The 14948-nt window shown below is 42.7% G+C and carries 9 protein-coding genes; all 9 read right to left on the reverse strand.

Going from position 1 to position 14948, the window contains the following annotated elements; genetic code table 11:
• Positions 1-9 precede the first annotated feature (9 nt).
• The 9 genes from Q1A23_RS10670 to Q1A23_RS10710 all read right to left on the reverse strand — a co-directional run bounded on the left by Q1A23_RS10670 (position 10) and on the right by Q1A23_RS10710 (position 14717).
• Positions 10-2397 (reverse strand): tyrosine-protein kinase, encoded by a 2388-nt coding sequence (locus Q1A23_RS10670; RefSeq protein WP_299823013.1) that lies wholly within the window; start codon positions 2395-2397, stop codon positions 10-12.
• Positions 2398-2409: 12 nt separating this feature from the next.
• On the reverse strand, positions 2410-3201 hold the full coding sequence (locus Q1A23_RS10675; RefSeq protein ID WP_299823015.1) for a polysaccharide biosynthesis/export family protein: 792 nt from the start codon (positions 3199-3201) through the stop codon (positions 2410-2412).
• A gap of 449 nt (positions 3202-3650) precedes the next feature.
• Positions 3651-4616, reverse strand: coding sequence for a glycosyltransferase family A protein (locus tag Q1A23_RS10680; protein ID WP_299823017.1), 966 nt, complete (start codon positions 4614-4616; stop codon positions 3651-3653).
• Between the two features lie 64 nt (positions 4617-4680).
• Positions 4681-5853, reverse strand: coding sequence for a glycosyltransferase (locus Q1A23_RS10685; protein WP_299823019.1), 1173 nt, complete (start codon positions 5851-5853; stop codon positions 4681-4683).
• 50 nt (positions 5854-5903) lie between these two features.
• Entirely contained in the window at positions 5904-6785 is an 882-nt protein-coding gene (locus tag Q1A23_RS10690; protein ID WP_299823022.1) for a glycosyltransferase family A protein, read from the reverse strand.
• Between the two features lie 113 nt (positions 6786-6898).
• Positions 6899-7786 carry a hypothetical protein gene (locus Q1A23_RS10695; RefSeq protein ID WP_299823025.1) on the reverse strand — a complete coding sequence of 296 codons (888 nt, stop codon included), beginning with the start codon at positions 7784-7786 and terminating at the stop codon, positions 6899-6901.
• A gap of 58 nt (positions 7787-7844) precedes the next feature.
• A complete protein-coding gene (locus Q1A23_RS10700) occupies positions 7845-9476 on the reverse strand; it encodes a hypothetical protein (protein WP_299823027.1) in 1632 nt (543 codons plus the stop codon).
• 270 nt (positions 9477-9746) lie between these two features.
• Entirely contained in the window at positions 9747-12785 is a 3039-nt protein-coding gene (locus Q1A23_RS10705) for a LamG-like jellyroll fold domain-containing protein (RefSeq protein WP_299823030.1), read from the reverse strand.
• 129 nt (positions 12786-12914) lie between these two features.
• The gene (locus tag Q1A23_RS10710) at positions 12915-14717 is read right to left on the reverse strand and encodes an ABC transporter ATP-binding protein (protein ID WP_299823033.1); all 1803 of its coding nucleotides are present in this window, start codon (positions 14715-14717) and stop codon (positions 12915-12917) included.
• Between the last annotated feature and the right edge of the window lie 231 nt (positions 14718-14948).

The following is a 14948-nucleotide window of genomic DNA, read 5'->3' on the forward strand; positions in this document are numbered from 1 at the left end:
TGCGGCTTGTTAAATTTTACTTAGCACACCACTTTTCTTCTTGTTTACATAGCCATATTCGTATCCATACTTCTGTCCATACTTGTTTTCAACATCGTTCAGCACGATTGCAGGGCGGCTCAACTCTTTGTTCCTGTAGATCTCATCGATAATACCGATCTGCTTTTTATAAGTATAATTTCTGCGAACGATATAAATTGTGGAGTCAATAAGCGGACTCAAGCTAAAGGCATCAGCTACCAGCCCTACAGGTGCAGTATCAATGATGATATAATCAAAACTTTCCTTCAGTTCGCTGATCAAATGGGTCAGCTTCGAGGACATCATCAGTTCAGCAGGGTCCGGAGGAGTAGGCCCGGCACTAATAACATATAGCCCAAGCATGTTTTCTACTGGCTTGATAATGTCGGCAATCGGCACATCATCTGAGATCAGGTAATCGGATATGCCTAAAGTATCCTCTGTTATCCCCAGGTCTTTTGTGAGCTTAGGCTTACGCATGTCCAACTCCAGCAAGATTACTTTTTTACCGGTAAGTACTAAGCTGGCACCTAGGTTGATACTGAAAAACGTTTTACCCTCGCCTCCCATACTTGATGTGATCAGTATCGTCTTATTATCCCTGTCCACAGCCGCAAACCGAAGCTTTGCCCTTATGTGCCGGATCATTTCCACTACCGGGGAACGGTTACCTGTTGTTACAACCAGAGTTTCGGCTTCGTCGTTGTGCATGATTTCACCTAAAATTGGTGTGCTTGTTAAGCGCTCAACATCCTGCTGCGATTGTACTTTTGTATTCAGCAGTTCTTTCAAGAATATTCCACCAAACGGTATGGCTAGCCCTATTAAGGTAAACAGCAGGTAAATTGTGTTTTTGTCGGGCCTGATTGGGTAACTTGTGGATATTGCCGGATCAACAATTCTTGAGTTCGTAACGTTTGCGGCCAACGACATGGCAGACTCTTCTCTTTTTTGAAGCAGGTACAGGTAAAGGTTCTGCTTTATGGCTTGCTGACGGTTAATCTCCAGCAGCTCTCTCTCCATAGTTGGCACCTTGTTTATTTTCCTTTGGTATAGCCCTGAATTAGCTCTTAAGTTATTGCTGGTAATAACCAGGCTGTTTTTGATGTTGCGCAGGTTTTCGGTTATGTTAATCCGAAGGTCCTCCAGCTGCTCGTTTATGTTCAGAACCAATGGGTTGTTAGGGAAAGCGTTTCTAAGTATTCGCTCACGCTCTAACTGTAGCTCATTAAATTTAGATATCAAACCTGACAGAGTGGGGTCTTTGATGGTGAGGGTACTGGGAACCATCCTGTACTGGTTATTATTGTTTTTGATATACTCCTCTATCGATTCTAAAATATCAATCTGTATAGCCCAGTCTGACAACTTCTCTTCGTACCCGTTTGCCTGGGTTACATACTGCGAAGCCTGAGAACTAACATCGGTTAATTCATTTTTGCGTTTAAACAGCTCCACGTCTTTCTCCACATCAGATAGCTCCGTAGTTACATACTTTAAACGCTCGTCCAGGAAATCAATCGTGCTTGCAGCCTGCAGATTCTTATCCTCTATGGCCTCAATATTGTATACCTCTACAAACTTATTAATCAGCTTTTTACCTTTTTCAGGTACTGGATCAATCAAGCTGATCCTTAATATACTTGAGCCTTTGCCTAAAGAGGAAATATTTATTTTTTGGTTATACTGTTGGGCAACCTTCCTTATATCCTGAAATACAACTTTTATTTTTTTGCCAACAGGAATTTTTGAGGCCGATAAGCCTGGCGCCCCTACAATTGTGAAGGCTCCATAAGGCCTGTTGATTTGCTGCCCGAATTTATGCTGGGTACGTTTAGCCTGGTCCTCATGCTTGCCAAAGTTGAAGATAGAACTTTCAGCTTCGGCTTCTTCGAGTTCAAAAGTAGAGCCCGACTTTATGTATATAGAAACAGATTTACCAAAAGCAGCAGAATCGTATCTGCTTACAATGACTTTTATGGGAACCTCTTTTCCGTAAATCTCCACATCCTTTACACGCCCCTCTACCATATATTTTATGGATAAGTCTAGTTCTTTTACAACCCGCTGCATAAAAGATAAAGAGTACATAACCTCTATCTCATTATTGATGTTTTTAGAAGAATTTATGCCACTTAAACTTCCAAGGGCACCTGCTTCAAAATCGTTGCTAACATCTTTCAGGAGTATAGTGCTGCTTATACTGTATTGGGGTACTGTGTAGTATAAGCAATAAAAATATGCTCCGGCTACCCCCAGCATACCTCCAATCAGGAACAAATACCAGTACTTTAAATACCTGCCCACTAGTTCACCTATATCTTTAGCGTCGGGTTGCTCTGACTTTAACGGAAATAATTCTCTGTTACTGCTCATATCAATCTGTAATTAAAGGATCCGTGTCAATAGGAAAGTAGTTACTGAGAACACAGCCGACATAATGGCTACACCAAATTGGAAGTTGCGCCTTCCTCCGCTAACCTGTACTGCTTTTACCACATCAGGCTCAACGTAGATAATGTCGTTCTGCTGCAGGTAGAAGTATGGTGAGTTAAGGACGTCTTTGCTGTTCAGGTTAACACGGGTAGTGATGCGTTGGCCGTTTTGCTCCCTCATAAGCAGCACATTCTCTCTTTTGCCATACTCCGTCATGTCGCCGGCAAGCCCAAGTGCCTCGAATATGTTTATCTTCTCGCTTGGTACTGTGAAAGATGCTGGGCGTTTAACCTCACCGATAACAGTAACTTTAAAGTTCTGGAATTTTAAGTATACGATCGGGTCTCTGGCATAACTACTAAGCATTGCTGTTAAAGCTTCTGTAGCTTCCCGCTTGGTTAAACCGGCTAGCTTTATTCTGCCCAGTACCGGAAATGTGATGTAGCCATCTTTATCTACCAAATAGCCTTCACTCATGGCAGTTGTACCACCATTATTACCACCGGCTGCAGCTGCACCTCCTGTATTGATTATACCTCTGTTAAACAAGATATTAGACTCAGGGCTTAGGCTGGTAATAGTAATCTCTAAGAGGTCGTTTGACTGAATCTTTGGATCTACTTCATTGGTGATGCTCTCTGTATGGGTGGCTTCATCTTCCAGATCACTTAAATAAGTTAAATTTCTGTGAGCACAAGACGATGCTAAAAGTAAGCACAAAAATAGAAGGGCTCTTGTCATCATGGTGGTAGTGGATTTTGATGCCGACGAAGGCATCCTGGAACTTAATAAATAATCATATTAGTTATCACAAAAATACTATACGTAAATTTATCCGTTCAGGCTACGATAAATAAATAAAAATTTAATACTTGATTATTTATAATACATGAAACAATGTATAGAGATGATACTATAAAGACCGTCTTTATTAAATTAATACTAATCAATAAATAGTTTTATAAACGTGATTTATAGTATGTTATATCTTTTTAACAAAGCCATACTTTACCGCTTATATCTTATGTTATAGTATAATTTAAAGAAACTCTTATTGGGGAAAATTAAAAGAAGCTAAAGAATTAAACGCGCTTGCTTAAGGGCATCACCAACTATAGAAGTGTATTTTACCTATCGTAACAGCTTAATATAGCATAGACTCGTGTTATAACCACGGCAGCATTACACAAGACTTAAGCTAAGCTTTTTTTGCTTTTATCTTTTAGCATCCTGATTTTTAAAGCATTATCAACTCCTACCAGAGCAGATACGATTTTAAAGGCTTTACTTCCATAGGCTGTTGGGGAACTGTACCCTAACTGGCGGATTTGTTTTTTGCAATCCTGAAGCAGGTCCGGGTAATTAGGGTATGAGTTACAGTAATATACGCTTAATGCCTGCCTGCTCAGCTTATTTGCCGCGTCCTGTTTTAACGTAGATTGAAAGGTTTTTACATAGCATTTATAGGAGTATAACCAACTTTCATAAACGCCTTTAGATGTAAAACGCTTGCTAACGCTCATGGGCACATCCCTTCTATAATAGAAAACCGCGCCTGAGCAAAACTTAATACCTTCAGAGTGTAGTATAACTCTTGAAAAGTACTCTCCATCGTTATTTATAAGCACTTTTTCATCCCAACCATGCGTGCGCTCGACTAATTTTCTGGGCAGCAGCCACATACCGGTAGTATAATACTTGCCAAAGTGGCTAAACATCTCTCTGAAATACTCTTCTACCTCCAGGTTTCTGTAATAAAAATCAAACTCCTGCTCAAGGCCTTTTTTGTCATCAACAATAAAACCCATGGTGCCACTGTACACGTAGCTGTCCCCGTGAGTTAAATAAGCGTCAACCTGTTGCTTTAACTTGTCTTTATCCAGTATGTCATCAGCATCTAAAAACTGAAACAGTTCGCCAGACGCCTTGGCCATGCCAAAGTTTCGGGCATAGCAAGGGCCACTATTAGGTATGTTAAAATACTTAATGCGTTTATCATCAAAGCTTTTTACTATTTCTTCTGACTTGTCTTTACTGCCATCGTTTACAACAATAATCTCTAAAGATGCATAGGTCTGATCTAAACAACTTTTTATGGTATCAGAAATATACTTTTCTGAGTTATACAACGGCACAATGATAGAAACTAAAGGAGACATAATGCTACTTTTGAGGTTAAACAACTTTCCATTTCAAACTATGATTCAGGCGCTTACAGATTAGTTATACACCAATGCTATTTTCCTCAGGAACAGATAAATGATCTTTTTTTTCCAGGTGATGTCTATAATACTGATCTGCCTTTTCCGCTATGTCGCTCCAACAATAGTTTTCCACCACAGCTTGCCTGGCCTGGTTTGCCTTTTCTATTAAAAGGTCTTTTTCCTGAAGTAAAGAAATAACTTTATCTGCAAGCGTAACAGGGTCACCCACAGGGGCAAGTAGTCCTGGAAGTATGAAATCAGAGGGGCCTGGGCAATCGTAAGCTACCACCGGTAACCCGGCACACATCATTTCAAGTGCTCCAAAGCCGAAACTTTCTAGGTAAGAAGGAAATACACCAACCTGGCAATCATCGAGCAACTTCGGAAGGTCATCGGACTTGAACTGAGGAATGACCTCGATAGCTGCATGATGCTTTTTTGGAAAAAACTTTAGCACCTGCTCCTCCGTGTAAAAAATACCACGAGTGCCTAACAATTTCAGCCTGATAGCAGGAAAACGCTCTTTCACCCGGCTAAAGAATACAGGGAAATCAATTGCTCCTTTTCTAAAATCAAATGTGCCCACAAACGCAATTGTAAAAGAGGCCTGGTAGGTACGTGTGTTGTGTTCAAATCGGGCTATCCTTTCAGCACTTATACCGTTAGGAATAAGTATTATTTTATCACCCGCAAATCCACGCATCATCAACAATTCCCGGTCTTTGTTATTCTGTACCTGAATCACATCCGCCTGCTCCAGGCAATACTGTATTTGTTTATAATCAACTGCATCTGCATTATTTTTAAACTTACCCTTGATTTTATGCAACAAGTGCGAAAACTGGGTTTTGATGTCGTACTTAAACTTGGTCAGCGGAAAATGAAAAGCAAGTATGGCTGGTCTTGCCACAAATAAGGTACTCTTGCAAAATAAGCTTCTATCAAATGGCAGGGTGTCGTACTCATACAACACAACATCAAAATCGGCACTATTCTTAATTAAGAAATTCTTTAACGCTAAGCTGTACACTTCAGCATTATATTTCTGGTTTGCAGGTATTCCCAAAATTTGCTTATCAACCAGTAATGTTTCCCAACCCAGTTTCTCCAGGCTCTCTGCCAATTCAATCCTGTTTTTAGTAAATCCCTTCTCCAGCGAAAAATTTCCTTTAGAACACAGCGCTATTTTCATAATTTATACCTTTAACTGACTTTGGGCCATTAATTTATACTTGCCTTGATTTATGAACTGCTACTTGACTCGGATTTTAACCTGGCAAAGCCTCCTACCCAAATGATGTAGTGCCTGAGAAATACCAGGAACAACTTGTTGCTAATACTCATACTTTTGCCTTGCTGAAAAATGCTTTTAATTTCCCAGGTACGGGGCTTGATAAGCTTCGCTATACTTATTGCCTGCTTGTAAATGCTTTTGCGCTTGCTGGTTTTAAATTTTGCCTGGCCTTTACCTACACGTTTGGCTTTGATAACAAGTTCTTTGATTGAAGGCCTTGCAGGGTGTTTCACGATTGCATCGGGAGCATACCCGATCTTATAACCATTTTTATGTGCCAGCATCCCCCATTGGTAATCGCCCCCGGACATAAGCGATGCATTGAACATGCCTATTTCATCGAAAACATACTTATAAGTAAACATATTAGCCGTAACAGCATTACCAGCCTTAACATAGGCTTCCTGCGGGAAGGCAAACAGTTTATCGTATAACTCAACTTTAGAAGGTTTGGAAGTACTAAAGAAGATTTCTACTGCCCCACCTACCCTTTGTACTTCTTTGTGCTTCTCCAGGAAAGTAACAGCGTTTCTTATCCAGTCTTTGTCCGGTACGCAGTCAGAATCCGTGAATCCGATTACTTCTCCCTTAGCTAGTTGTAAAGCAGCATTTCTGGCAGCATAAGAGCCTGGCTTAGCCTCATCAATCAACGTACAATTATGTGGCAATTTGTACTTGCAAGGCTGCGTATCAGATGGGTTATTATTAACCACAATTATCTCCAAAAAAGCACTTGGGTAGGATTGCTTTTCTAACGCCTCCAGACATATACTTAAACGACCCCAATCGTTGTAGGTAGGTATGATGATCGAAACAAATGGTTGCCCCATAACTCTTATCTAGAAAGTATAAAATGTGCTGTTACTGTTGGTTATATGGAGGGTAACCCATATAACTATGTTAGGCTGTCATCTAAATCAGTAATATTTTAAAACCCTTTGGATTACGCTGAAACTGTAGCGGCATGCTCCGTTTTAGCTGTCGGCATGCTTCTGTTCAGGCTTTTAGTGAATGTGATGATCTTATCGGCATTTAACCTAACTGGTTGTGAAGAATCGAGGTATAAAACGGGGATGCCTTTGTCTTCTAAAAAGTTTATGGAAGTAACAATTCTATCCCTGCAGGCCTTCGTAATTGCTACCAACCCGTCAATACTTAATCCTCTGTGCATATCCCGGATGTCTCTTCTGGAAAGAAGCCGTTTCGCATTTTCTCTCAAATCTGTTTCCAGATAAACAATGGCATCAGGCAATGGCATTACCTCCAAAAGGTTGTAAATCTCCTCCTTCTCCTCCAGGGGGCTTGTACTTTTATACAAACCCCTGTCAATCATGTTTATCAGTCCTTCATCAATGATAATGTACTTGCCAGATGCATTCTCTCTCAATACCTGAATCTTTTTTATAATCCTGTAAATAAACTCAGCTTTCTCGAATCGTAGATCCATGCCATTCGAGCTTTTCCGCTGCTTAAGATAAATATTCCCCCAACAGGCCTCCAGGTATTCCGGAAACTGTGCCACAAACCTATCGCCAGCTTCTTTTAAGGCTGTTTGATCAACATAGTCCTTACCGTTTTTAATATCCTTGTAAATTCTTCTCACAAACTCATAGTTGTTTTCCTCAATCCGCGAATTTGAGAGCGTTTTTTTGCCTTTCCGGATTTCTCTTGCAATCTTCTTTGCAAAATCCAACCAGCTTTGCTCATCATAAGGGTTTACATTAGTAGCGGTCGTCCAACTGTCTTCTCTTGATTTTCTCCGAATGATCTCTTCAAAAATAGTTGATTTACCTACACCGGGTGATCCACATATTTCCACAACTTTTGCCATAAGATTTGTTATTTTGCAGTAGCAATACTTTATACTTTCAGGAAGTTTTATTTGATAGCTAGTCCTCCAACACAACCTGCGTTTTTCCTGCCAGTTTCTTTTCTATATCGTCTAAATAGGGTTCCCATACAGTTTTTAAATTTAATGTCCCGCTGTTCGTTTTACCTGAATAGCATTCAGAAATATTGGCTAGCAAATTTCCCTGCTCATCATGTTTCTGCAGGGTTGTAAAATCACTACAATAAAGCTTATTACCAGGAGTTATTACAACGCAGGCTGGTGTAAAGCCAGAAAGTATAAGCCCTTTGTTGTACAGGTTATTAATTACTGCTAGTATCTCATTTTCTTTGGATGCGATTAGGGCTTTTTTCTCAGGCTCGGCTAAATTATCAAGCACATTTTCTAAGTAAGGAACAACTATGTAACCATCACCTGCCTCAAGTAATGGAGGAATAAAGGCAAACTCTTTTGATAAGGCTTTAGCTGCATAAAGTTCTTTTTCAAAGTACCTCTCATTACCCAATCGGAACGTCTTTTTTACAGCTAAATCATCTCCATAGCTAATCAGCTCTACTTTCGAAATTGCGTTAGCTGATACTAATTTTTTGACAGGCCAGATACGGGCGTAGCGCTCCCTCCTAATTTCTACTTCAGCGGCAATTTTGTTTGTGTATGCTTCGCCTAAAAGGGAAATGTAATACCAGGCGTCATGTTCATTATCAGCAGAATGCACACCGTTATAATGCCCTTCCTTTAAGCCTAAGTTATTGAGCAAGTCTCTGAATTTATACTTGGCGTGCAGGTTATGCCCGTTTGTAGTTCTTGGTTGTTTTTTCAACTCGGCACTACTAGGTGGTGCTGGATGGTAATCATACGCAATTACAAGCGCAACAGGCGCCCCTCCGGAATATTTGAAAGGGCCGTTGTCCCATTTCCCACCACGGATCAGCGCAGTACAAACGTCCATTTCCGATGGGTTTAGCAAACGAACATCAATCACATCAAATTGAAACGAATCTTTTAAAAAGTGTTTGAAATCCTCCAGCAACTCATCCTTCAGCAAACGCTCCCGAATAACGTATACCATTACTTCTCCCCCTCTAGCATCGCAGTAAAGGCTCTTTTGCAAAAAGGCTAATTCAGGCTTGATCTCTGCAAGTTTTGATAAGGTGTCATCTGCCGGTGCAAAACCCTGCTCTGTTAACCAATCGAATAATCCTTGTACAGTTACATCTATATCCAGGTTCAACTCGCGGGCCTGCTCCGTAAGTATAGAAGTGTACTCATGTTCAACTTCCAAGGATACTGTTTTGTCAAAGCCAGGTAATCCTGAACCATATCCTTTATGGAACACAGCGTGGTAAGCAAGTGAAGCAAAATATGGGACAGGAGAAGGCACATAAGCTCCCCGATACATAACTCTGGTATGTAGTAGTGTCCGAGCCAGCTTTGCTTGAAAGTATGGCAGGCTTTTATGGCTCCCGTACTTGCAACCTGATACAGTATAAATATCACATTTTAAACCTGTTCTATTGTCCCGAAAAGTAACAAGGTCATTTATAAGATCGCGATGTTCATCTTTGATCAGTATATCCATGTCTTCACCTTCCGGAATCTCAGGCAAATCATGCCACCAGCGTAATAGGACGTACTCAACATTCCGCTTATGCAGTAGCTCAAAAAACTCCATTCGGGAGATGCCCTTTCTTACAAACACCCTTGGAGATTTAGAGGGCTTCATGTAGCTTCTCAAAGACCTGTAACTCCTGGCCAGTTTATGGTAAACAGGATTCAATGCCCTGCTTTGGAGCATTTGCTTCTTAACCAATTGTTTCATCAATTTCATGTATTTCTTATTAACGTCCCTGGGAACCCCCAATACTTAAAATTCAGCTAGCTGCAGTCAGCACAGAAGCAAGTAAAACAAGTGAATTATATCTGTATCCGACCATTGCTCTTGCTACCTTTTAAGTATAAGCTTTATGGTTTTTGTGCTCCCTTTTGCTGTATGTAATCTTAAAATGTAAAGTCCGTCTGAAAGCGAAGATCCATCTAACTCAACTTTTACGTGTTCACCTGCCAGCGCCTCGCCTCGCTTTAGTTCAGCTGCGATAGCCCCTTTGCTATCATACAATGTTACCGTGTAGGCGTCATCCTCAGCAAGCGAGAAATTAACCTTTGCTATGGCAGAGAATGGGTTAGGGTAGGCTATAAGATCCCCGGGCATTGCATCAGGTTGTGCCACCGCAAGTGCCGCTGCTGTACTAGATGCAGAAAGTGTATTGGTTGCCAGCTCTCTGACCTGGCTTGCCGAGAGGGCGGTGCTGTAGAGGCGCACCTCGTCGACGGCCCCCTTCAGGCCCCGGTACCCGTTGGCCCCCGCCCCGATGGTGAGCGGCAGCTGGTTGGGGGCGATGGCCGGCCCGCCGGCAAAGGACTTGGCGCTGTTCTCCACCCCGTCCACGTAGAGGCGCATCACCGCCCCGTCGTAGGTGACGGCCACGTGCATCCAGGTGGACCCGTCGGTCGGGTAAGAGGCCACCGAGTTGAGCCGGTAGGTGTCCCCCGAGCTGCGCTGGTTGAGGCGGAAGAAGACCTTGCCCGTGCTGGCCAGCGAGAGCTCGTAGCCGTCCACGGAGCCCTGCTCGGCCTTCTTGACCACGTACTGGGTGTCCTTCTTCTCGGGCCTGATCCAGGCGGCCACCGTGATGGCCCCGCTCAGGTCGAGGGAGGCGCGGTCGGGCGCCGTGGCGTACTGGCTCGTGCCGTTGAGGCCCAGCGCCCGCCCCGCCACGCCCGCCACCCGGGCCGGGCCGCCGGAGGTGGCGGCGTGGTTGCCGTAGGGCGAGGCGTCGAGCAGGGAGCTGCCCCCCTCCTCGTCCATCTTCCAGTGGGCCACCAGCGGGCCGGCCGGCGCAGGGCCCTCGCCGTCCGCCGTGGTGAAGCGGCGCACAGGCGACCAGGCGCTCTCGCCGGCGGCGTTGGCTGCCAGCACACGCCAGTAGTAAGTGGTGCCAGTAGCCAGGCCAGCAACCGTAACAGTTGTATCTGTAATATTACTGGTACTAAAAAACAGGGATGAAAAGTCAGACACATCTGAAATCTGCGCCTTATAAGCATCTGCACCTTTAGAGCTGTTCCAACCGAGGGATACATTTGTCGGCATGTCTGCTGCCTCATCAGCTGGCGAAGTTAGCATAGGAGCACTTGCAACCACAGGCGGAGCTTGGAGTGTAATAAAGCTGCGCGCAGGCGACCAGGCGCTCTCGCCGGCGGTGTTAGCCGCCAGCACACGCCAGTAGTAGGCGGTGCCCTCGGTAAGCCCTGCAACGGTAGTTCTCGTGCCTGCTATGCCGGCCTGCTCATACACGGGAGCGGCAAAGCTGCTCGTAGCGGAAACCTGCACTCGGTAGGTGTCGGCCCCCTGGGAGGACTGCCACACCAGCTCAGGCGAGGCAGAGACACCTGTGGCCTGGTCCGCCGGCGACTGTAGCACAGGGACGCTTGCCAGCACAGGTGCGGCAGGTACCGTAGTGAAGGCCCATGTACTGGACCAGCTACTATGGCCGGCCGCGTTGGTAGCACGTACGCGCCAATAATAAGTGGTACTATTAGCAAGGCCTGTTACATAGGCAGATGTGCCATATATGTTTGAAATCTGCTGAGAAATAGTTGCAAAGTTTGATGTCATTGAGATTTGGACTCCATATGTTTCAGCTCCCTCTGAAACTGCCCAATTTAGTGTAGGCGAAGTTGCTATTCCTGTTGCTTGATTAACTGGCGAAATTGGTAAAGGGGTGCTTGCAATAATTGGTGGTGCTGGCGTGGTACCATCTTTGGCTAGTACCCCTACAGCTTGTGTTTTGCTTGATGCCAGGATGACAACCTCAGAAGTAAAATTATCTTTTGCGCTCGTCGCGTTATCATAGGTGCCGCTAATAAGCGTTAATTGCTGGCCAAAAGCTATAGAAGATGTGGATGACTCTTTATAGTAAATATTCCCCCCTCCGTCCTGATGCGTATAGATTACTCTTACTTTGGCACCAGCTTTATCTAAAATCACGATAGGCCGTGTGCCTTGCTTTGATACCTCATACAGATTATCCCAATTTCCATTTGGCCGGCGAACCAAAAGAGAGACTTCAGGATAACTAGTATTGTCGTAACTCGATTTAACGGCGCAATATAAGGTGCCATTACTACTTATAGCCAAGTTTAAATGATCATCTGCCATGCCTCGGCCTATATTTAAGGCAGATTGAGAAGCAGGCACTTCATTGACAGACCAAATGGTAGGAGCAGCTCCATCAGCATGCGTTCTAAAGCCATAGCGTTTCGTTTTCTGATCAGACCAAAATACGCCTACCATTCCAGGCATGGCAATAACGGCACACATATCATCACCATCTACGTCTGTGGCCAACGCATGCCGTTGACTCCAGCTACCATAAGGATAGTCGCTCCAGCGAACAAAAATATTATCTGTTTCTTTGCCATCGTAGCCTTCTTCATTATCGTCGTCATCTCCATTAAAAGCCACCCACATCCGCCCTGTGCCGTCTATATCAATGGTGGCAGTCTCAGAGTCATCATCAAGTGGAACTTCTACGGTGTTAGTGCGTTGCTGCCAAGGTTGGTATGTACCTGCGGCGGCATTATATTCTAAAGACACCAACTGCGCTACACCTCCCTGATGCAACAAGATATGTACCGTATTACCCACCACTTTACAGTCGGCTTTAGATGTACTCTTTGATGAGATATTTCTTACACTTGTCCACCTTTTACCGTCAAGGCGCCACAAATGCGTACCGCTGGAGTTGGGGAGCACGGTCCAATGTGCACCTGCATATGTCCAAACTTTAGATTGCGGCTTCTCCCCTGTAGTAGTAGAAATTGACACAGCATCTAACCTTTCAACAGAAACAAACCCCTGCTGTGCCGTTGCATTGAGAAGCGTGAGCAAGGTTAATGAAAGAAGCATCGTTAGTTTTTTCATAGTCTTTGCAGCATTCTTATATAGGGAGCACTTTTAAAAATATTTACCAGGTTTTAGTATATTGGATTTAAGCACGCATAACGAATATGGTAAGTCGGGACTTGCATGAGAGCCATACTGCTACAGTTGCTATACTTCTTGCAATTCAACCATCTTATTAAATTTGGCTGAACTCATGACTAATTCACTAAAGCACCCCTCGTCTATAATTTTACCATTATTCATTACCAGAATTCTATCTGCATTTTTTATAGTAGACAGGCGGTGTGCCACAATGAAAATGGTGTATTTGCCCTGCAGCTCTTCCAACCCCTTCTGTATTGCCTCTTCTGTTTCGGAATCAAGAGAAGAGGTAGCTTCATCCAGCACCAGTATGTCAACATCTTTGTATAACTCCCTTGCTATGGATATGCGCTGCTTTTGGCCACCACTCAGGTTTATACCATTGTTGCCAAGAAGCGTGTTTTCTTTGTGCGGTAAGCTTTTAATAAACTCGTAAATAGAAGCCTGTCGGGTAGCCCATTCAAACCGGGCTAAGTTCTCAGGCGTTGGTTCGGCCCAAAAGCATATATTATTGAAGATAGTATCATTGAATACTACTGGCTCTTGTGTGATATAACCTATTCTTCTTTGATAGTTTTCTAGACTTAAGTCTTTTGTGTTTATACCATCTACTGTCATCACACCACTACTAACAGGCATTAAGCCGGTTAAGATGTTGATCAAAGTAGTTTTACCGCTTCCACTTTCCCCGACAAATGCAATAGTTTGGTTTTTAACTATCTTTAAGCTTAAATTCTTCAAAATAGTGTGCCCTGAGTAGTCAAACTTTACATCCTTCAGTTCAATATTTTTACTGAAACTTGTAATTTTTTGCTTACCCTGCTTTTCCTTTGACAGATCCAATTCTTGTTCGAATGAGGCCATATTGTTCATGGAACCGGAAACCGCTAAGAACTGATTGTAGAAAGTTTGCATCTGAATCAAGGAAGATAAGGCGCGGTAAAAAAACAGAAGACTCACCAAGATAGTACCTAAGGAGCCGCCAAGTACTTTTATCTGAACTAATATGACTGTACTAACAACCAGGATCAATAGCGGCTCACGCATAGCAGTAACAATCGAACCAAGCTTGCCGATTCTTAAATTGTGCTCTTCGATGTTATGTATACTCTTTATGAGTTTGTTATTATACTCTTTAATGTAGCCAGTAGCCTTCAGATATTTAAAATTTGAAACAAACTGCATGATCAGGCCCTGATAATGATTTCTTGCTGCAGTTACTTTTTTTGAAGATAACTTAGTGGCCCTGTATATCTTATTGTAAATCAAATTAGTAATACCCGCTCCAAGGCAGGTCAGTAAGGCAAACTGTGCATCGACATAAATGGCAAATACCATGTACACAATAACTGTAACAATCTGCTGAAAAGCCCCAAAATAACTCTGGTATGCCTGCGAGATTCTTGTAACCTCACCTGACATTGTATTCTGAATTCTGCCTGCATCTGACAAGACAAATGCTTTATAAGCCATGCCCGAAAGTGCTTTTGACAACTTAACCCTAATATTTCTGATGAAGAATTGACGCAGTATGACACCGTAGACACTATTGATATATTGTGCGACACCTTTAAGTATGAAAAAAACTGACATTATTAAAAGTACTGTCAGCAGGTCAAGGCTAAGTCCAATATTTTCAATCCCTTCTACTAAAAAGCCTAGCTTGCCTAAGCTTTCAGCACTCACAGAGGTAGGATCATCTGCCATTTGCAGCAACGGCAGAAACATAGCCAGTCCAAAACCATCTAGTACTCCTACACTAATGCTTAAGGCCATTCCAATAAAAATCCTGTAACGGAGCCTTTGGTAGAAGTATGTAAAGCTTTTAAAATACTTCTTTATAAACTCTGTTAACTTACTGTAAATCATAGGAGTAGTTGTCTTAAAACATGCTTCTTAAGTAAATTTCTGAAACTCTGATGTTATGGATTAGATGTCGCTTTAACAATAAGACCCATAAATTATAACACAATAATTATTTTATATAATAATTTTAAGCAGCTATAATTTATCAGCTATACGCAAAAGTTATAGTTTATATTCATTAAATTAAATATTTTTTTTTGCTATACCTGTTGTTATCTATAAGATTTGAACTTT

It is taken from the genome of uncultured Pontibacter sp. (assembly GCF_947492645.1).
Taxonomy (GTDB): domain Bacteria; phylum Bacteroidota; class Bacteroidia; order Cytophagales; family Hymenobacteraceae; genus Pontibacter.

Excerpts from the sequence above, each read along its gene's own strand:
- Q1A23_RS10670 (WP_299823013.1), bottom strand. The coding sequence starts at position 2,397 with ATGAGCAGTAACAGAGAATTATTTCCGTTAAAGTCAGAGCAACCCGAC.
- Q1A23_RS10675 (WP_299823015.1), bottom strand. The coding sequence starts at position 3,201 with ATGATGACAAGAGCCCTTCTATTTTTGTGCTTACTTTTAGCATCGTCT.
- Q1A23_RS10680 (WP_299823017.1), bottom strand. The coding sequence starts at position 4,616 with ATGTCTCCTTTAGTTTCTATCATTGTGCCGTTGTATAACTCAGAAAAG.
- Q1A23_RS10685 (WP_299823019.1), bottom strand. The coding sequence starts at position 5,853 with ATGAAAATAGCGCTGTGTTCTAAAGGAAATTTTTCGCTGGAGAAGGGA.
- Q1A23_RS10690 (WP_299823022.1), bottom strand. The coding sequence starts at position 6,785 with ATGGGGCAACCATTTGTTTCGATCATCATACCTACCTACAACGATTGG.
- Q1A23_RS10695 (WP_299823025.1), bottom strand. The coding sequence starts at position 7,786 with ATGGCAAAAGTTGTGGAAATATGTGGATCACCCGGTGTAGGTAAATCA.
- Q1A23_RS10700 (WP_299823027.1), bottom strand. The coding sequence starts at position 9,476 with ATGGAGTTTTTTGAGCTACTGCATAAGCGGAATGTTGAGTACGTCCTA.
- Q1A23_RS10705 (WP_299823030.1), bottom strand. The coding sequence starts at position 12,785 with ATGAAAAAACTAACGATGCTTCTTTCATTAACCTTGCTCACGCTTCTC.
- Q1A23_RS10710 (WP_299823033.1), bottom strand. The coding sequence starts at position 14,717 with ATGATTTACAGTAAGTTAACAGAGTTTATAAAGAAGTATTTTAAAAGC.